Below are 18,994 nucleotides of genomic sequence, written 5' to 3'. Positions count from 1 at the left end.
AGTAGGGCCATGTCGATAAGTAACCACGCACTTACCTTTATAATGAGGGCATGATGCCGTTGCTTCTCGAAGGGATAGTGAAGTGATCCACTTCAAGGAGAATCAATCATACAACAGAAACTGAAAACATGAAAAAAATACTAATCACAGGCTCCAACGGTCTGCTGGGCCAGAAACTGGCTTCCCTGCTGCTTCCTCGCACCGATGTGGAATTGCTGGCGACCAGCCGTGGCGAGAACAAACTGGCGGAGATTTTCCCAACACTGTCCTTTGCCTCGATGGATGTGACTAACCGCGAAGAGATCGAAAAGGTAGTGGCCGATTTCAAACCAACGCACCTGATCCATACCGCCGCCATGACCAACGTGGATCAGTGCGAATCGGACCAGGCGGGCGCCCTGAAACTCAACCGCGACGCGGTAGCCTACGTGGTAGAGGCCTGCGAAAAGCACAACGTGCACCTTATCCATCTGTCCACGGACTTTATTTTTGATGGCGAAGACGGCCCTTATGACGAGGAGGCAGCAGGCAACCCGATCAGCTTTTATGGCGAAACCAAGCTGATGGCAGAGGAAATTGTGAAACAGGCCAAGTGCAAATGGGCGATACTACGCACGGTGCTCGTGTACGGCGTGGTGCACGACTACGGCCGCACCAACATTGTGCTGTGGGTGCGCGACAGCCTGCGGGCTGGCAAGGTGATCAAGGTAGTAACCGACCAGTTCCGTACCCCGACACTGGCCGAGGACCTGGCCATGGGCTGCTGGCTGGCCGTGCAGCACGATGCAGAGGGCATTTATAACATCTCGGGCAAGGAAATGTACACCCCCTACGACATGGCCCTGCTGGTAGCCGACTATTTCAAGCTGGACAAATCGCTGATCGACAAAGCCGACGGCAGCACCTTCTCGCAGCCTGCCAGGCGCCCTGCCCGCACTGGTTTCATCATCACCAAAGCCGAACGGGAGCTTGGGTACAAACCGCATACGTTTCAGGAGGGCATTGCCATGGTGGCAGAACAGGCTGATATGTATTAAAAATATTGAATTTAATATGGTTCAATCAGAACCATTGCTTAAATTGGAAGCTTTAAATCCTGATTACCCGTGCCTTTACACTAAACCAACTAATCTAAACTAACCAACCTTTACCCTTTTTATGAGTGCTAACAAAGAATCATGGGGCTCCCGGGTGGGTCTCATTCTGGCCATGGCCGGCAACGCAGTGGGCCTGGGGAACTTCCTCCGTTTCCCGGTGCAGGCGGTGCAGAACGGCGGAGGAGCCTTCATTATACCTTACCTGGTCTGCTTTCTGGTGATGGGTATTCCCCTGCTCTGGATTGAATGGTCTATGGGCCGCTTCGGGGGCAAGTTCGGTCACCACTCCACTCCCTTCATTGTAGATACCATGCACAAGAACCGCCTGTGGAAGTACATCGGCGTATTCGGCATCTGGACCAACATTGCGGTTGCTTCTTACTACTGCTACCTGGAATCCTGGACGCTTTCCTATGTGTTCCACTCGCTGGCTGGCTCTTTCAATGGACTCGACCAGAACGGCGTTTCCAACTTCTTTGATCAGTATGTGAGCCTGGGTGAGTCTACCTTCGGTATCCCTTACGAGCCCATCTTCTTCTTTGTCATCTGCTTGCTGCTTAACACCTGGATTCTCTCCCAGGGTCTTGCCAAAGGAGTGGAGCGCGTTGCCAAGATAGGTATGCCGCTCCTGATTCTTTTCGGTATGTTCCTGGCCTACAAAGGCTTTACGATTACCGCAGGTGAAAATGGTGCCATTAACGACAGCTCAGTTGGCCTTAACTTCCTATGGACGCCAAACTTCGATGAGCTCTGGTCTCCTACGGTATGGTTGGCTGCGGCCGGTCAAATCTTCTTTACACTTTCGGTAGGTATGGGTACCATACACTGCTATGCTTCCTATGTGCGCTCCAAAGACGATATCGCCCTCAATGCCATGTCGGCAGGTTGGATGAACGAGTTCGTGGAAGTGGTGCTGGGTGCTTCTATCCTGATTCCAATTTCGATTGGTTACCTGGGTATAGATGGTGTAGTTGACCTCGTAAACAGCCAGGGTGGTCTTGGATTAGGCTTCCGAACGCTGCCATACCTGTTCTACCAGTGGGGCGATGTACTTGGTGCCGTTGCCGGTGTGATGTGGTTTGGCTTGCTGTTCTTTGCGGGCATCACGTCTTCTTTGGCCATGGGAACACCGTGGATTGGTTTCTTGCAGGACGAGTTTAACTGGAATCGCAGACCTGCTGCCTGGTCTTTTGGCCTTATCGTGCTGGTGCTGGGTATGCCAACGGTGCTGTTCTTCAAGTACGGCGTGTTCGACGAGTACGACTACTGGGCAGGTACGGTATCGCTGGTGGTGTTTGCCTTGTTTGAATCCATTTTGTTTGCGTGGGTGTTTGGTATGAACAAAGGCTGGAGAGAAATTACCTCTGGTGCTGACATCAAAGTGCCGAACATCTACAAATTCATCATCAAATTCGTAACCCCACTGCTGTTGCTATGGGTGTTCATCGGCTCCCTTATCACACCGAAGGGCGGCGATTGGGCAGGCGCATTCAGCAACGGCTGGGAACTGGACGATAGCTCCATCATCAACAAGATAAAGAACTCGAACCTGAAGCGCCAGCTGGCCGAAGCCACCGACCCGGCCGTGATTGAGCAACTGCAGGATACGCTGTTCTTTGTGAATGCTTCGCGCATACTGCTGGTAGTTGTGTTCCTGAGTATAGCGGGGCTAGTATACATGGCGTATAAAAAAAGAGTTAGAGAAGGAAGAATTTAGGAAACTATGAATACATCTGCACTTGTTGTCATGCTCAGTACCATGTTGTTAGTAACTGGCGCAACTATCTACTTTTTTATAAGGGTGCTCAATGCCCCTCACAAACCGGAGCCTGACTCCTATCTTGACAACGACGACGAGATAGAGCGGCGGACTCCACAGGCTTAACTATTTTATGAAGAAAATCAGGTACTGGATTCGACGCAACTTTGGCTTTTCGCAGCGTGAAGTAAACGGGTTTCTGGTACTGATAGGAGCAATGGTGCTGCTGACGGCAGCACCATTGCTGTTTAAATGGTTCACGACACTGGAAACTGGCGTTGTTGAGAGCAGCCCGGCCGACAAGCAACTGCTCGACAGCCTGGTGGCGCAACTCGAAGCAAAGCAGCCAGAGAAAACGGGCAGAAAACAGATATACCAACTGCCTGTAGCGCTGCAGCCATTTAACCCCAATCACCTGACAGAAGCACAATGGCAGGAGCTCGGCATGCCTAAGTACATGGCCCAACGCATCCTCAACTACCGCAACAAAGTCGGCGACTTCACCTACAAGGCCCAGCTTGCGACTATCTACGGTCTACCCGATTCCGTTTTTCAGACGCTATACCCGTACATTCAGCTCCCCGAATCCAAGCCTGACAGGTATGGCCGCAAGCAAGGTATAGCCGCCAACTCGCGTACGACCCCCAATCCAAACTGGGCAAACAACCCACGACCCCGCGAGCGTTTTATCCTTGCCCCTTTCAACATCAACACCGCCGACACAACTGCCTTGAAACAGATCAGGGGAATTGGCAGCAAACTTTCGGCGAGGATTGTGAAATACCGGGATGGGCTGGGAGGCTTTCACAGCATGGCGCAGGTACAGGAGGTATACGCCCTGCCGCCCGCAGTGGTAGACAGTCTGCATAAGTATACCTTCGTGCCGAAAGCCAACACCCTGCAACAATTATCACTCAACCAGGCTAGTGTCGAACAGCTACGAGCACATCCGTACATCAGTTCCAATGTGGCGCGTGCCATCGTGGCCTATAGGGAGCAGCACGGGGAGTTCAGCAAAGTAGAGGATGTGCGGCAGATCAAGATCGTAACGGCAGAGTTGTTTGAGAAGATCAGCCCATACCTGGTGCTGTAGGTATAGTGTGTTACTTTTCGAGGGCGTCGATCAGCCGCTCCGCTTTTTCCAACGCTTGCCGTTCGCTTTTAAAAGACAGTAGTTCCTTAGCCGCCTGCAGATCCACCCAGCGGGCTTCGTTCACTTCCCAGTCGTGCTGGCCAATGTCGCCTGACTGGTAAGCGAGCAAAAAGAAATGCACAAACTTATGAAAACGGACCCGCTGCCCCGCCCTGTCGCCCACATACCAGTACTCAATCGTATCTATCTTCTCGACCAGCGCAGCCGTCACACCGGTTTCTTCCCGCACTTCCCGCACAGCCGTTACCTCGGGCGTTTCGCCGGGGTCTACTATACCTTTCGGCAGTTGCCAGCGCTCGGGCTTGCCTACCGATATCAACGCTACTTCTATACCTGAGGCTCCCTGCCGGAACACCACACCGCCAGAAGAAACCTGCTCCAGCGTGGGTACAGTAGGTTTGGCGTGCTCGTCTTTATTAGAAGCTTCAGGCATCGGTTCTATCTGAAATAGGAAAATTTCTTAGTGCCCGGCAACTGGCTCAAGGGTAGTTGGAGCCACTTTCCTGCGCTGTTCGTTCAGCCACAACAGACCGGGGTTGTAGGCCATGTCGTGCTGCCCCACAAATAGCACCAGACGCACATTTTCGGATTGCCGCACAAACACCACCTCCGGGTCCGAAGGTCCGAAGTACTTGCTCTCCTCAGTTGTCCTGGCCATTTCCTCTGGCAGCGCCTGTTCTTTCAGAAGATAGTCGATGTCCTGCTGCGAAATAGTATCGCCCGGGCTGGCCAGAATGTTGAAGGGCCGGATAGAGTGATCCGGCGGGACCAGCACATCTTCTGTGCCGTGCGCCAGGAAGATCGGGACGTCTTTGGCTTGGTGGATGTAAGTACTGGGGCTGCGGCGTTTGCATTCTTCGGCGGCGGGAGTGCCTGGCAGCGGCTCGCCCCCACAGGCAGCCACCACGTGGCGGTTGTAGTCGCGGTGCGGGTAGTTCTGGCTGAAGGCATACCAGTCCACCAGATCAAAAACGGGCACCCAGGCCACTACGCCTGCCCAGATCTCGGGGTGCCGGCCGGCCGCCACCAGCGCCGTCATCGCGCCGCCGGAGGAGCCGAGGATATAGATGCGGTTCGTGTCGATCTCTGTGTGCTGTTTGGCGTAATTCACGGCATCCACAATGTCCTGTATGGCCAGGTCAGAGGCCATGGCGTCCGGATTGTCGAACTTGCCACGGTAGTTGGGATGAATGAAAGCCCAGTCGTATTCCTTGCTCCAGAGTGCGTACGGGATGCTCTTTACCTGCAGGTACTCGCTGCTCCAACTGTGAAGCATCACCAGCAGCGGTCTGGGGCCGGTTGTTTCGGAGGTATAGAACAGGGCCGGCTGCTGGACGCCGTCCATCGTGGACTTAATGTTGACTTTCTGGATCTCCGGAACCTGCTCTTTCCATTTCTCCAGGCTCTCGTCTGTAAACTTAAAAGGGTACTTCTTGGAGGTCGTGACTTCGTCCATGCGTTCTACTTCTTTCTCCACCCGCTCTTTGCGGCAGGAGGCAAGTAGGGTGAGGATCAACCCAAAGAAAAGGAGTAGATTGGTAGGCTTTTTCATAGTAAATGTCGGTGCAAGCAGATGCAAGCTACAGCATGTGCGTGACACTACAACTGCTGCTCAGCGGAAAATGTTGTAAGGTATAGCAGGTCACGAAACCACAAAATAGCTTGGCAGGAAATTTTTACTCCATACGGTTAAACAGGCCGGATAGGTTAGTGGCATGCCTTTGAATTTCAGGCTGCTTTCGGTTAAAAGGATAGGCTATACCTGAGTCGGGTGCGAAATGCTCCTGTTGTAAGGCATCAGGAAGGCGTAAAAAATAAAGCTAACGAGCACGAATTCCTGCAGTTCCCACTTTTTCCCATCATTAATGAGCAGCAGGCTGATGAATAGAAAGGTATAGAGCAGCGCTTGCAAAGGAGTTGGCAAAGGAAGCCTGATTTTATCTACCAGTTGCCTAAACCACTGCCTGTGCCGGTATAGCGCGGGCAAAGCCAAAAAGTAAACGAATACGCCCAGGTATAATATTTTGCCGAAAATAAGCTTGTTCAGGTTCACGCCATTCAAGTGAATGTTGTGGAGGTTAAACTCGCTTTGCGGATTGATCTTCTCCAGGTCCTCCGGCACTTCAAAGCCCAGTAGGCGCTGCCCCCAGGAAATCTCCTCGCCAAAGCCAAAGAAAAAAACAGCCGCCGCCACATAAAAGAACGCCTTTGCCCATTTGCCATCTATCCGGGGTGCTTTATAAAAACAGTACAGCGAAGTAGCTAGCAAAAAAAAAGACGTGAAATATTCGATATAGCCGTCTTCTGTGAGATAGCTGTAAAAGCGACTCGTATCCTGAAAATAAAACGCGATGCCGACCAAAACATGCGCCACGGCAAAGGTATAGAGAAAAGTACTCAACAGAACAGTCCTGTTGATAGTAACATGTCCCAGGCTTTCTCCGGCAACAGTAATAAATAAGCTGGATGATCTGAATTTTCTGATCGGATTCATAGGTACAGGTATCGCGCTGAGGTATGAGCCCTGCTGATGCTGTATCCGGTTTGTAAACAAGGCTTTATGAATATTTTTACGGAAATAATACCAGAATGATAGCCGTTTCATCGTTTCCAAGTCCACTAAATTCATACTAACTTGCCGTCATGCTGCCGACTTGCCGTATAGCTACAGACTATTCTGCAATTCTATCCGTTTTCGGAACAACGCACTTTATGAAATCCATTCTCAAAAGCTATCGTCATCGTCTGCTAAACCTGAGCGCCGGCAACAGGGCCCTGTTGCTGTTGCGGCTTTCGCGTGAGCTGCACCTGGATGTCAACGAGCTGGATTTCATCAACAACAAGCCCGCTTTCCATATACTGGAGAAAGTGATTAGTGGCAAAACTGCTGTGCTGGCTCCTTTCGCCGACAGTCGCTATGCCCCCGTTACGCCCGTCAGCCAGCGATTGCGTTTTATACGCCGCAAAGCCGACATGATTCTGGAGGAGCGCGGAAGCCGGGAGCTATACCTGGGCTGGCCTTTTGTGCATGGCAAGTTCGCCGATGGCACCACGGTGCGCTGCCCGCTGCTATTTTTTCCGGTGCAGCTGCAGGTAAACGGCAGGCAGGAGTGGGAGCTTATACCTGACACCTCGCAGCCAGCGCAGTTCAATCAGAGTTTTGTGCTGGCCTATGCGCACTACATGGGCACGCCGCTGGCCGAGCCTCTGCTGGAGCTTGACCTGAGCACACTGCCCTCGCACCCGCTGGAATTCCGCACACAGGTATACGAGCTCCTGAAAGAAAACCAGCTGACTGTAAACGCCGGCCGCGAATTCTTTACCGATAAACTCAAGCCATTCCACGATTCCCGCAAAGCCGATTATGAAGCCGATCTCAAACCCGGTCAGCTATACCTGGAGCAGGAGGCTGTGCTCGGTCTATACCCGCAAGCCGCGTCTTATCTGCTGGGCGACTACGACGAACTGTTGCAGCGCAGCGGCTTGCAGGAAATGGAAGACTTGTTTATAGGGCCCGATACAGGTATAACCCAGGCCACCACGCAGGCACAACATACCTTTACTGCTTTTGCCATGGATGCGTCGCAGGAGGCGGCTTTGCAGCAGGTGAAACAGGGGCGTTCGCTCGTAGTACAGGGGCCTCCGGGCACGGGCAAGTCACAGCTCATCTGTAACCTGGTATCGGACTTTACGGCCCGCGGCAAAAGGGTGCTCGTAGTGAGTCAAAAACGCGCTGCCCTCGACGTAGTGCACCAGCGCTTGTCACCAGCCGGGCTCGGTCCGTTTGCCGCTTTAGTGCACGACATCAACGCCGACCGCAAAAGCATCTACCAGCAACTACTCCTGCAGATAGACCAGCTGGAAGAATACAAAAAACAGAACAACGCCCTCAACAGCATTTACACCGACCGTACTTTCCTGGAAGTAAGCCGTGGCATTAACCAGTGCCTGCAAAAGCTGGAGAGTTTCCGCACCGCCCTGTTCGACAGCAGTCGTTGTGGCTGGTCACCCAAGGAGTTATACCTGCGCAGCAGCCTGCAGCAGCCGCACGTGCAGTTGTCAGAAGTATTCAAGCAGTTCACAGCCGCTACGGTGAATGACTTTTTGCCTCGTTTGCGGGCCAGTCTGCAGCAGGGCATCGTGCTGGAGAAGGCCGATTTTATCTGGAAAGTGCGGCATAGCATGCAGGGCTTCGGTTGGCCGCAGCAGCAGGAAATGGAGCGCACCATCGAAGCACTGCCCGAGCAGTACCGCGCCATGCAGCAAGGTATAAGCCAGCTGAGCGGTGCCGAATTCGAATTGAGCAGCCTGGAACGCTTCCGCACCGCCTACGACACCCTGGACGAACTGCAGCACTTGCTCGATCGGGAAGGCGTGGCCGAGGCACTGCAACCTCTGCTTCGAAAAGAGGCCAAAGCTTCAGAATTGAAAAAACTGGTGCGCCAGCTCAAAGCGCTATACCTGACTTGCCCCGCTCCGGACGCCACTATACCTATTGAGCAACTGACGCTGGTGAAATCGGCAATCACGGTCTTTGAGGCGAAGAAGCAGGATTTTTTTAAAGGGATAGGCTGGTATTTTTCGCAGGACAAGAAAGTGCTGCAGCAGGCACTGGCCAAGTATAAGCTTGAACTGACTCCTAAGAGAGTGGGCGAATTGCAGCGCCGCATCGAGCTGCGGGAGGAGGCACAGGGGCTGATCAAATCCATTAATAAAAGCATCCGCTATACCTTGCGCCTCGAAGACAACCCCACCCCGATGCTGCAAAAGCTGGAGGTGGTGGAGCAGGCCCTGGAGGCGCATCAACTACTGAAGCAACTGCACCGGGAGCGGGTGCTGCACGAGAAGATGTGGCTGGAGAAAAACTTGTCGGATCATTTGCAAGCGCTGGCGCAGGCGCTACAAGTGTTTGAGCAGCGCTACGGCGAGTGGGAGCAATGGCTTCCGAAAATGCATATCGAAAAACTGGCAGAACAGGAAGACTATAGCCCTAAATTGCTGGAAAGCTTGCGTCAGTATTTTGAGCCGATGGTGGCTTACGATGAGCTGCGCAGCACACTTTCGGCTGCTGAACAGGAAGTCTGCAGGCAAGTGCTGCACGAAGGTATAGCTACCCCCCAACTAGGTGAGACGCTGTTTTTGAACAGCTTATACCTGGCCTGGTTGCACGAACTCGAAAGTCAGTGGCCTGAACTGCGCATGCCCGATAGCGGCGAGCTGGACCGGGTTGAAGCTGATCTCCAGAACCTGCTGCAGCAAAAGCAGGACCTGAGTCAGGAGATTGTGCTGTCGCGGTTGCGTGAACAGACCTACCGGAACATGGAGTACAACCGCCTTGGCAACGCCGTGACCTATCGTCGTCTGCATGCGCAGGTCAGCAAAAAACGCAGTCTATACCCGATCCGCAAGTTGTTCGAACTTTTCAGCGATGAAATCCTGAATTTGGCTCCTTGCTGGCTGGCTTCACCTGAAACAGTGTCGGCGGTGTTCCCGCTGGAGCGCTGCTTTGATCTGGTAATCTTTGACGAGGCCAGCCAATGTTTTGCCGAAACAGGTATACCCTCCATGCTGCGCGGGCAGCAGGTGGTCGTGGCCGGCGACGAGCAGCAGCTGCGTCCGTCAGACCTGTACCGTTCCCGCTGGGGCGGCAACGGCAACGAAGAGCCAGAGGAACTGACCGCAGAATCGCTGCTGCAACTTTGCGGACTATACCTGCCACAGACCATGCTCACGCAGCATTACCGCAGCCGCTTCCCGGAATTGATCGATTTCTCTAACCGCTACTTTTACCGCAACCGCCTGGAGCTTATACCTGAGCGACATGACGTGAACGCCCACCAGCCCGCCATACAGTTTGTGAAAGTACAGGGGCTGTGGCAACAGAACAGCAACCTGCCCGAAGCCGAAAAAGTGGTGGAGCAGGTATGGCAGCTTGTACAGAGCGGTATGGAGGATGTGGGGGTGATCACTTTCAACTACAATCAGCAAATGCTGGTGCAGGACCTGCTCGAAGAAAAAGCCCAATTGCAAGGTATAGCTTTGCCACCAACCGTAACGGTCAAAAACATCGAAAACATGCAGGGCGATGAGAAAGAGGTGGTGATCTTATCGGTAGGGTATGCACCGGATGCGAAAGGCAAAATGGTGATGCAGTTCGGTAGTCTGAACCAGGCCGGTGGCGAAAACCGGTTGAATGTGGCCATTACCCGTGCCAGGCAACTAGTGATTGTGGTGAGCAGTATCCGGAGTGAGCAGTTGCAGGTAGAGAACGCACAGCATGCCGGACCGAAGCTGCTGCGCGATTACCTGCATTATGCCCAGCAGGTTAGTCGTCGCTATTTCAAGTACGAGCCGCAGGTGCTGCCCATGCCATCGCAGGTGCCGATGCTTAAAGAGCAACTGGCCCGGGCAGTTCCTGCTTTGCAAGCCGCCGTGCCTTTCGCGGACTTGACCGTAGTCGAGGAGGGCAACTACAGCAGCGTAGTACTGACCGATGACGACCTGTACTTCAACAACCTCTCCGTGCGCCACGCCCACGCCGATATACCCAAACTGCTCCGGCAAAGAAACTGGCCTTCTCAAAGAATCTACAGTCGGCAGTTCTGGTCTAACAGCAAGGCGGTGCTGGATAAGTTTAAGCGTCTGGGAGTGAAAGAGTTTGGGAGTTGAAGATTTTGGAAGGTATATCCTGTTGGGACAGGTCGCGACCTGTTCAAATCGTGCACCGGCAACAATCAACAATTAGCTATCAATAATTAAAAAATGCTCATCAAGCTTTTCACCCTGTATGTATACCTGCAAACGGCGCTGTGTGGCTGCGGACCTGACAGACGCAACAGCGATTTTGAGCGGCTGCGGAAAGATTACAAGGTGAGCGTGCAGCGTATCGGCCGACTGGACGCGCGCATAAGGGAGAGCTCCGGGCTGGCCCATGCTACTGACAGCACTTTCTGGACCCATCCCGACGGTGGCCAGCCAGCAGAGCTATACCTTTTCAACCTGAAGGGTAAGTTGCTGAAAACTGTACCGCTGTCTATACCTAACCGCGATTGGGAAGAGCTGGCGCAGGACGACAACGGCAATCTCTACATCGGCGACTTCGGCAACAACGCCAATGCCCGCCGCGACTTGCGCGCCTTTAAGTTGCAGCAGGAGGGGATGATCGTGCAGGATACCATACTATTCAGCTTCGCCGACCAGCAGGATTTTCCGCCACCGGCACAGGAGCGAAACTTCGATCTGGAGGCTTTCTTCTACCGTGCTGACAGTCTGCACCTATTCACCAAAAGCCGGGCCCGCAAAGGCATTACCCGCCGCTATACCTTGCCTGCCACAGCTGGTTCCTATACCTTATCGCCGCAGGAAGAATTGCGTGTTAGTTCAGCCATCACAGCTGCCGACAGCGCCCCGAACGGGAAATACTTTGCCCTGCTGGGGTATGGGCGGCTATACCTGTTTGAACCCGAAAACGAGCTGGTGCAGTTTACCGGCAAGCGCTATTGTCTGCCGCTGGGCCGCACAGGGCAGGCGGAAGCGGTGCTATACCTGTCACCTACAGAACTGCTCATCAGTAATGAGAAAGGGAAACTATACTTGGTTAGTTTTGAGCTGAAGCGGTAAACACAACAGCACCCTCAACCTAACACCAGCCAGATCAGTTTATAGGTATAGCTGCAAAACGACACGCCAGCAGTGCTGTGCACGTATAGTGAACATACCTCAAAAGAATAAAACGATGCGACAAACGATATTGGTAACGGGTGCTACAGGTACGGTAGGCCATGAAATTGTAAATCAGCTTTCCATGCAGGATGTCATAGTGAGGGCAGGTGTACACTCCGTCATCAAAGGTGAAAATCTGAGACGGCTGCCCGGTGTGGAGATTGTGGAGATCGACTTCAATGATTCTGATTCGCTGCATGCTGCTTTCACAAACATAGATAAGCTTGTGCTCATTACGCCACTTTCCGAAAACCAGCTGGAGATGACCCGCAACCTGGTAGAAGAGGCGAAGAAGAAGGGTGTGAAACATATTGTCAGGCTGTCGGCGTTGGGAGCAGGGGCTGAGCCAGGTATACAACTGGGCCGTTGGCACCGGGAGATGGAGAAGTATGTAGAGGAAAGCGGCATCCCTTACACTATCCTGCGGCCCGCGGCCTTTATGCAGAACTTGGTGAACTACAGTGCTGAGTCGATTAAGCGGGAAGGTAAATTCTACATGCCCGTAGGGGAGAGCAAGGTAAGTTACATTGACACGCGTGATATTGCGGCCGTAACCGAAGAGGTGCTTCTGTCAGACAAGCATCATGGAAAGGTATACGAACTGACCGGACCGGAGGCGCTCTCGCATCAGGAAATGGCTGCGCTGCTGGGGGAGATAACAGGCAAGCAAATTGACTTTGTGGATGTGCCTGAAGATGCAGTCCGGCAAGCCATGCTGAAGCATCATACGCCAGTACGAATAGCTGACGCCATCTTAGAATTGTACGCTGCTTACAAGGCTGGGAAATCTGCTGACGTAACACATACAGTACAGGAAGTAACAGGTCGCTCGCCCCACAGTTTCCGCCAGTTTGCCAACGACTACCAAGAGTGCTTTTAAGCATCAGGTATAGCACAAAAAAAGAGGCCCCTTCCTGATGCAGGAAAGGGCCTCTTGCTTTAGATCAATTCAGATTAGTCAAGGTCGCGGTAGCGGTCGCTTCTTCTTGTTTCGAAGCTGCTGCTATCGTCATCATAGTTGGAGCGTCCGCGCTGCGAAGAATCCTGGCCGCCCATACCACTGCGATAATTTTCGCGTGAAGATGAGCCCTGGTTATCGCTGTAGTAAGAGGTGCCGCTGTCCATAGAGCCATAGCGGCTCTGGTCGCCTCCTCGTCCGCCTTGGCCGTAGCCACCTTCACGGTAACCACTCTGGCCATAGCCGCTCATGCCGCCGCTTCTTTCAGAGCCACCGTAGCCGCCACTGCTCATAGAGCCGTAACCGCCTTGTGACCTGCCCTGCGAGCCGTAACCGCCTTGCGATGAAGAACCATAGCCGCCTTGAGAACCACTGCGGCCACTCATAGAGCCGTAATCACCCTGTGAAGAAGAGCCATAGCCACTACCTTGTGAGCCCTGACGGGAAGAACCGCCGTAGCTACTCTGTGAGCCGTAGTTATCACCGTAAGAGCTTCCGCCACGGCCGCGGTCCTGAGACGAACGGTATTCATCGTTGTAAGAACCACCACGTGAGCCGTAGCCGCCCTGCGAGCCATAGCCACCCTGCATGGAGCTTTGTGAGCTGTAACCTCTTTGTGAGCCATAGTCATCGCGGTCGTATTCACTCATGCCTCTGGATGAGCCATATCCCATAGAACCGTAACGGTCACGGTCGCCGGAGCTGCCCTGCGAGCCACCCATAGAACCATAGCTGCCTTGCGAAGACGAGCCGTAGCCACCCTGCGAGCCACTGCGGCCGCCCATAGAGCCAGATCCTCCTTGTGAGGAAGAGCTATAGCCACTACTGTCGCCGTAGCCGCGCTGCATGCCGCTGCCCTGCGATGAACCATAGCCACCCTGAGAGCCGCGCTGGCCATAATCGCCTTGTCCGTAGCCCTGCTGGTAGCTGCCTTGGCTACCATAGCCACCATGCATGTTTGTTCTGGATGAACCAGAGCCCGTCATGCTGGAGCCGTAACCTTCCTGTCCACTGCCCTGCGAACCATAGCCGCCCTGAGACGAGCCTCCATAATTGCCTTGGTTACTGCTGCGGTAGCTACCGCCTTGTTCGTATCCACCGCGGCCGCTATCGTAGCTGCCGTAGCCGCCCTGGTTAGAGCCACTGCCTTGCATACCGAAAGAGCCCTGCGAACCACCGTAGCTCTGGCCACCGATGTTGTCGCCTTCTCTGTCCTGCATGCCGCCCTGCATACCACCTCTCGAGGCACCGTAGTCCTGATCCTGGTAGCGGGTGCGGTTGCCTTCCATGCCGCCTTGGTTGCCATAGTTAAAGCCGCCCTGCGAGCCTCCGTAGTTACCCTGTGAAGAAGAGCTGTAGCCGCTGCTGTCGCCGTAGCCGCGCTGCATGCCACCGCCTTGCTGCGAAGAACCGTAGTCGCCCTGATAACCATAGCCACTCTGGCCGCCGTAGCCGCCGCTGTGCTGCGAACCGTAGCCGTAGCCGCCCTGCGAGCCATAACCCTGCTGGCTGTCGCCGTAGCCCTGGCCACCCTGCTGTGAACCATATCCACCCATGCCGCCTTGCTGCTGGCTGCCATAACCCTGCTGTGAGCCGCTCTGACTACCATAGCTCTGGCTCTGGTCGCTGCTGCCCATCAGGTTGCTATCAGAATCTTTGCTGCTTCTGGAAGAAGTTGAAGATTTTCCTGTTTTGGAATCAGAAGATTTGGAAGAGGTTTTAGTGCCTGATTTGGCTTTTGTACCTGTCGACTTGCTGTCAGAAGAAGCAGATTTGCTGCTCTTCGAGGAAGGAGTAGAACTGGAAGATGATGAGCCCATACCGGAACTTCCCTGGCTCATGGAGCCCATACCAGAACCACTCTGACCGGAGCCACTTTGGCTGGAACCACTCAAGCCTGAACCACTTTGACTTGAGCCACTTAAATTAGATCCGCTTTGGTTAGAGCTACCCGATGACGAGCTGCCCGACATACTTCCAGACTGGCTGGATGATTGATTTTTTTCGTTTTCTTTCATAGTTCTGATCTCCTCAGTTTATAGTTATAGATTAATTGGAATAGTAAAGGCTCGATTAAATCTGACATCGCCACCGCACAGCACAAAGCGCCGGAACAGAGGCAAGGCCTTGTTCAAGCCACATCAAAAAATGGTGGTCATACCTATTTAGTTAGTGTAACTGAACGTTTTAGCTATACGCACCTCACGTAGGAGGGTTATGAGGTGCGCACCGGGTAGAAGCGTGCAGATTAGTGCCGACGTTGCTCGCGACAGGTACCTTCAGGAGTCACAAAATCAAGGCTATGTTTCTGAGACAGATATCCTTATTTTATTTTTATGAATTTGGTTATTTATAAGAACTTATTTTTACCTTTGCTTCTATTATTAACAATTATTTATCATGCAAACAGGTAAAGTAAAATTCTACAACGTATCTAAGGGCTTCGGCTTCATCGTAGCTGACGATACAAACCAAGACATCTTCGTTCACCAGACTGGTCTAGTTCACGAAATCCGTGAGAATGACCGTGTTTCTTTCGAAGTGAAAGATGGCAAAAAAGGATTGAATGCAATTAACGTAGAGCGTATCTAGGTTGACGAACATATAGCCCTTTAGGCAGGGCATTCATCTATTTTGACCCGCTCAGTTTACTGAGCGGGTTTTTTATTTCATGCCGTTTTCGGCCTTCTTTTCTCCGTTGCGCTCCTCGCCTTTTTCCAGCCCTTCCTGTATCAGTTCATTGGCTTCTTCGTGGTCTTCGGCATCGGCTTTAGGAGGCTGTTGTTCTTCCTGATTCTTTGGCTCGTAGTTGAGTGTGATCAGAATCGGGAAATGGTCGGATCCGAACTTTGGCAGTCGCTCCATGTGCACCAATCGGAATGAGGGATCATAAAAGACATGGTCCAGGGGGTAGCGGAAAAGTGGTATGTAGGCATTGTAGGTGTTGAAAAAGCCACGACCAACCCGTGGGTCCAGCATGCCACTTATCTGCTTGAACAGTTTGGTGGTGCTAGACCAGGCCACATCGTTCAGGTCGCCTGCTACGATAGAGGGGTGCGGGGATTTCTTTACAACCTTCGCCGCGATGAGCAGTTCCGCCTCGCGGGTCTCGGTATTTTGCATGAGCCGGGGCGGCTGCGGATGTACTGTATACAAGTCAAACTGAAGGCCGCTCGGCAATTCCACCACCGTGAAAAACGAAGGGATATCATCTTCCACCATAAAGCGTATCTCACTGTCCAGAAGCTTGAACTTGCTGAAGAGCAACATGCCGTAGGTATTCTCCAGCGGCTTTTTGATGGCATAGGGGAAGCGCTTATCGAGTTCCGGCTGCAAATGATCGTACCACGCCTGATTGGGCTCATTGATCAGCACGATGTCAGGGTCAGTGCGCAGGACGAGTTGCAAGAACTTTTCATACTTTTTGTTGGTCATGCGCACATTCGACACCATCAGTGTGACACAGTTGGCTGGCACCTCTACTTCCGTGCGCAGGGCTTCTATTGGAGCGAGTGGCGTAAAGTAGTAGACATAGCGCAATTCATTCACAATAGCCAGCACCCAAAGCGCGAGCATCCCAATCTCACCTGCGCTACCTGTCACACCATAAAGCGCCACATACGCCACCAGTACGCCCGTGAGCAGTATGGCCACATGCAGGCGGGGAAAGTCAAGCACCCTGATCCACCACAAGGGGGATTTGATAAGAGGCAGGAAAGAAAATAGCGTCAGAACGAATCCGGCTATCTGGAGGGTGAGCTTCATACAGTTGCAAGCAATTAGGTATAGGACTTAAGATATACTGCATACTTTCAACCGTAATTTTTTGTTGTAGAAGCCTGCTGTTTCTTGTCAGGATATAAAGCGTTCGATGTAAAGTATAGAGTGCTGATGCGCACAAAAAAACGGCCGGAGCTACATGCTAGCTCCGGCCGTTTTCTCAATGATCGTGTATGGTCCTAATTGGCAGCTTCTTCCACACGCACACCCACTGCCAGGATATTTGGAAGCGGATCGCGGCGCATGTACTGTGTCAGCTGCAGGCGGTAAGTGCCCACCTGTGGGAGTGCCACCTCCTTCAGCACAAGCGACTGTACATCGTAAATATCGCTCGAACCTTTTCCTTCCGGCTTGCCTGTTTTGGCATCCATCAAGTGCAGTTCTTGTAGCGACGATGATACCAGGCTGCTATCGGGCGCCGTGAGGCGATGCTGCAGGTATAGGTTATAGTAGTCGTAAGCCAGGGAGTAACGCACATTGAAGTACACATTGTACCGCTTGGTGGTGTCCTCGATGGCAAACTCAAACACAGGCGCATTGTCTACTGTCCAGTTCTTGTCGGGCATTTCTACGTTCTGCTCATATACCCGTGAAGGGTCGCAAGCCGACAGTACAAGGGTGCCCATTACCGCCAGCGTTAGCATCATGTTACGCATCAGACGAAGGTGTATTAGGTTGGTTTGGTTTTGGGCCTCGGTTTGGTCTGCGTGACTTCTGACGCCTTGGCTGCTGCGGGGCGCCTTCGCCTTGCGGTTGCTGCGCTTCCGGTCTGCCTTCACCACGCGGCTGTCTTGGCGCTCCACCTTCCCGTGCAGGCCTTGGCTCACGCGGCTGCCTTTCATCTCCTCTTGGCGGCCTGTCCTCCCTGTTTTCACGTCCTTCGCGGTTACCACGGTTGCGCGGTGGGCGCTGCTTTTTAGGGCGCTGGCCCTGTTCGGCAGGTGCTCCTTCCGTTCCCGTTGTAGGCATTTCCGCTTTCGCCTGTTGCTGCTGGTCGGCAGGTTTTGCTTCGCGCGGACCTCTGTCACGGCCACGGCCGTCACGCTGCCCTCTGCCTTCGCGCGGTCCTCGGTCCTCACGAGGCCCTCTGTCTTCACGCGGGGCACGTGGCTCGCGAACTTCTGTGTCCTGAATGCCACTCCCTGACAAGCCTTCTACCTTATCGCCAGCTGACTTTTTCTTCTTTTTCTTCTTTTTCTTGTTCTTGAACTTGTCATCAAGGCGCTCCAGGCTGCCTTCTACCTGAGCTACAAACTCGTTCTGCTTCGATTCCTGTACAGGTTCCTCTACCAGCGTTTCAGGCACAATGCCTTGGCTGTTCATTTTTAGGATTTCGTGCACACGCTCTACCGGCACAGGGTACCAGTTATTGTCGCCCCGGTAGCCGAACCACATCATCTTTTTAAAGATGTCTGTTTTCTGCAGCATGGCATCGCCCTGCTTGGTCTGCAGCGGACGCGACACGGTAGGTATATCCTTGAGCGCTTCCATGTAGGTTTCCAGCTCATAGTTGAGGCAGCACTTCAGGCGCCCGCACTGTCCAGACAGTTTGCTCGGGTTGAGAGAAAGGTTCTGGTAACGGGCCGCCGTAGTGGACACGCTCTTGAAATCGGTGAGCCAGGTGGAGCAGCAAAGTTCGCGTCCGCAGGAGCCGATGCCACCCAGGCGACCGGCCTCATGGCGCAGGCTGATCTGGCGCATCTCGATGCGTACCTTAAACTCCTCAGCCAGCTTTTTGATCAGGTCACGGAAATCGACGCGGTCGTCGGCAGAGTAGTAGAACGTTGCCTTGGAGCGGTCGGCCTGGAACTCCACGTCGGAGAGTTTCATGCGGAGCCCCGTCTGCTGTATGATCTCGCGGGAACGGTACATGGTCGTAGCTTCCTGCTCCTGCACCTCGCGCAGCTTTTCCATGTCGCGCTCGTTGGCGATGCGGTAGATGGTGCGGATCTCCTCGCTGTTGTCTACCTTTTTCTTGAGCATCTGCAGGCGCACGAGTTCGCCTTTCAGCGATACGGTGCCGATGTGATGCCCATTCGGCACGTCTACTACTACCGGGTCGCCGGTGGTCAGGTCAATCCTGTTTATGTTGCGGAAGAAATCCTTGCGACCTCCCTTGAATCTTACTTCTACAATGTCGAACTCCTCAAACGCGGTTGGAATCTCCATATCGCTGAGCCAGTCGAACACGTTTAAACGATTGCAGCCTCCTGTGCTACAACCGCCGTTACTTTTGCAGCCGCCTGGCTTTTCGCCGGTGCTGCATCCGCCACTAGAACATGAACTACATCCCACTTATTATATCTCCTATATAGCCGTGAAGCTTCTTGTTTTCTTATTGTCTGAATTAACAAATATACTAATTTTTTGAGCTTATGCTCAACATGACAACTTTTGTGCCTGCGGTTTTTGACAGACCGGAGCATAAATTAATGCTTTTACGGAAGTTTAAACAGCCTGGGATAAAGTGATTTCTGAAAATGCATTTGCTCAGGTATGGCTGTGAATGGATTATCACCTAATTT

General features: G+C 53.0%; 15 protein-coding genes. 8 read left to right on the top strand and 7 right to left on the bottom strand.

Annotated features, from left to right (window positions below):
• Window positions 1-128: 128 nt before the first annotated feature.
• The 4 genes from AC4QZR_RS02005 (at window position 129) to AC4QZR_RS01990 (ending at window position 3,949) form a co-directional block, all read left to right on the top strand.
• A complete protein-coding gene (locus tag AC4QZR_RS02005; RefSeq protein WP_494479432.1) occupies window positions 129-1,037 on the top strand; it encodes an SDR family oxidoreductase in 909 nt (302 codons plus the stop codon).
• 121 nt (window positions 1,038-1,158) lie between these two features.
• Window positions 1,159-2,814, top strand: coding sequence for a sodium-dependent transporter (locus AC4QZR_RS02000; protein ID WP_494479431.1), 1,656 nt, complete (start codon window positions 1,159-1,161; stop codon window positions 2,812-2,814).
• A 6-nt stretch (window positions 2,815-2,820) separates the two neighbouring features.
• Entirely contained in the window at window positions 2,821-2,982 is a 162-nt protein-coding gene (locus tag AC4QZR_RS01995; protein WP_494479430.1) for a hypothetical protein, read from the top strand.
• A 7-nt stretch (window positions 2,983-2,989) separates the two neighbouring features.
• On the top strand, window positions 2,990-3,949 hold the full coding sequence (locus AC4QZR_RS01990) for a ComEA family DNA-binding protein (RefSeq protein ID WP_494479429.1): 960 nt from the start codon (window positions 2,990-2,992) through the stop codon (window positions 3,947-3,949).
• A 10-nt stretch (window positions 3,950-3,959) separates the two neighbouring features.
• Here AC4QZR_RS01990 and AC4QZR_RS01985 read toward each other — a convergent pair whose 3' ends face one another.
• The 3 genes from AC4QZR_RS01985 to AC4QZR_RS01975 all read right to left on the bottom strand — a co-directional run bounded on the left by AC4QZR_RS01985 (window position 3,960) and on the right by AC4QZR_RS01975 (window position 6,410).
• On the bottom strand, window positions 3,960-4,442 hold the full coding sequence (locus tag AC4QZR_RS01985; RefSeq protein ID WP_494479428.1) for an NUDIX hydrolase: 483 nt from the start codon (window positions 4,440-4,442) through the stop codon (window positions 3,960-3,962).
• Window positions 4,443-4,469: 27 nt separating this feature from the next.
• Window positions 4,470-5,561, bottom strand: a complete 1,092-nt coding sequence (locus AC4QZR_RS01980) for an alpha/beta hydrolase family protein (protein ID WP_494479427.1) — start codon at window positions 5,559-5,561, stop codon at window positions 4,470-4,472.
• A gap of 204 nt (window positions 5,562-5,765) precedes the next feature.
• On the bottom strand, window positions 5,766-6,410 hold the full coding sequence (locus AC4QZR_RS01975) for a hypothetical protein (RefSeq protein WP_494479426.1): 645 nt from the start codon (window positions 6,408-6,410) through the stop codon (window positions 5,766-5,768).
• Between the two features lie 311 nt (window positions 6,411-6,721).
• Between AC4QZR_RS01975 and AC4QZR_RS01970 the strand changes: the two genes are divergently transcribed.
• From AC4QZR_RS01970 to AC4QZR_RS01960, 3 genes are all read left to right on the top strand, one after another.
• Window positions 6,722-10,678, top strand: a complete 3,957-nt coding sequence (locus AC4QZR_RS01970) for a DEAD/DEAH box helicase (RefSeq protein ID WP_494479425.1) — start codon at window positions 6,722-6,724, stop codon at window positions 10,676-10,678.
• Window positions 10,679-10,771: 93 nt separating this feature from the next.
• Window positions 10,772-11,629, top strand: coding sequence for a hypothetical protein (locus AC4QZR_RS01965; protein WP_494479424.1), 858 nt, complete (start codon window positions 10,772-10,774; stop codon window positions 11,627-11,629).
• A 115-nt stretch (window positions 11,630-11,744) separates the two neighbouring features.
• A complete protein-coding gene (locus AC4QZR_RS01960) occupies window positions 11,745-12,611 on the top strand; it encodes an SDR family oxidoreductase (RefSeq protein WP_494479423.1) in 867 nt (288 codons plus the stop codon).
• 74 nt (window positions 12,612-12,685) lie between these two features.
• Here the strand turns inward: AC4QZR_RS01960 and AC4QZR_RS01955 are convergent, their stop codons facing one another.
• Entirely contained in the window at window positions 12,686-14,707 is a 2,022-nt protein-coding gene (locus tag AC4QZR_RS01955) for a hypothetical protein (protein ID WP_494479422.1), read from the bottom strand.
• Window positions 14,708-15,089: 382 nt separating this feature from the next.
• Between AC4QZR_RS01955 and AC4QZR_RS01950 the strand changes: the two genes are divergently transcribed.
• Entirely contained in the window at window positions 15,090-15,281 is a 192-nt protein-coding gene (locus AC4QZR_RS01950) for a cold-shock protein (protein ID WP_116541469.1), read from the top strand.
• Between the two features lie 72 nt (window positions 15,282-15,353).
• On the opposite strand, the gene AC4QZR_RS01945 is transcribed toward AC4QZR_RS01950, so the two are convergent.
• From AC4QZR_RS01945 to AC4QZR_RS01935, 3 genes are all read right to left on the bottom strand, one after another.
• Window positions 15,354-16,454 (bottom strand): endonuclease/exonuclease/phosphatase family protein, encoded by a 1,101-nt coding sequence (locus AC4QZR_RS01945; RefSeq protein WP_494479421.1) that lies wholly within the window; start codon window positions 16,452-16,454, stop codon window positions 15,354-15,356.
• 194 nt (window positions 16,455-16,648) lie between these two features.
• Window positions 16,649-17,125, bottom strand: coding sequence for a gliding motility lipoprotein GldH (locus AC4QZR_RS01940; protein ID WP_494479420.1), 477 nt, complete (start codon window positions 17,123-17,125; stop codon window positions 16,649-16,651).
• Window positions 17,118-18,638: a PSP1 domain-containing protein gene (locus tag AC4QZR_RS01935; protein ID WP_494479419.1), complete on the bottom strand. Its 1,521-nt coding sequence runs from the start codon at window positions 18,636-18,638 to the stop codon at window positions 17,118-17,120. Before AC4QZR_RS01935 ends, AC4QZR_RS01940 begins: the two co-directional genes overlap by 8 nt.
• Window positions 18,639-18,994 lie beyond the last annotated feature (356 nt).

Source organism: Pontibacter sp. YIM B11418, assembly GCF_059278805.1.
Note: the sequence above shows the minus strand (reverse complement) of the source record. Positions and strands in the feature narration are given on the sequence as shown.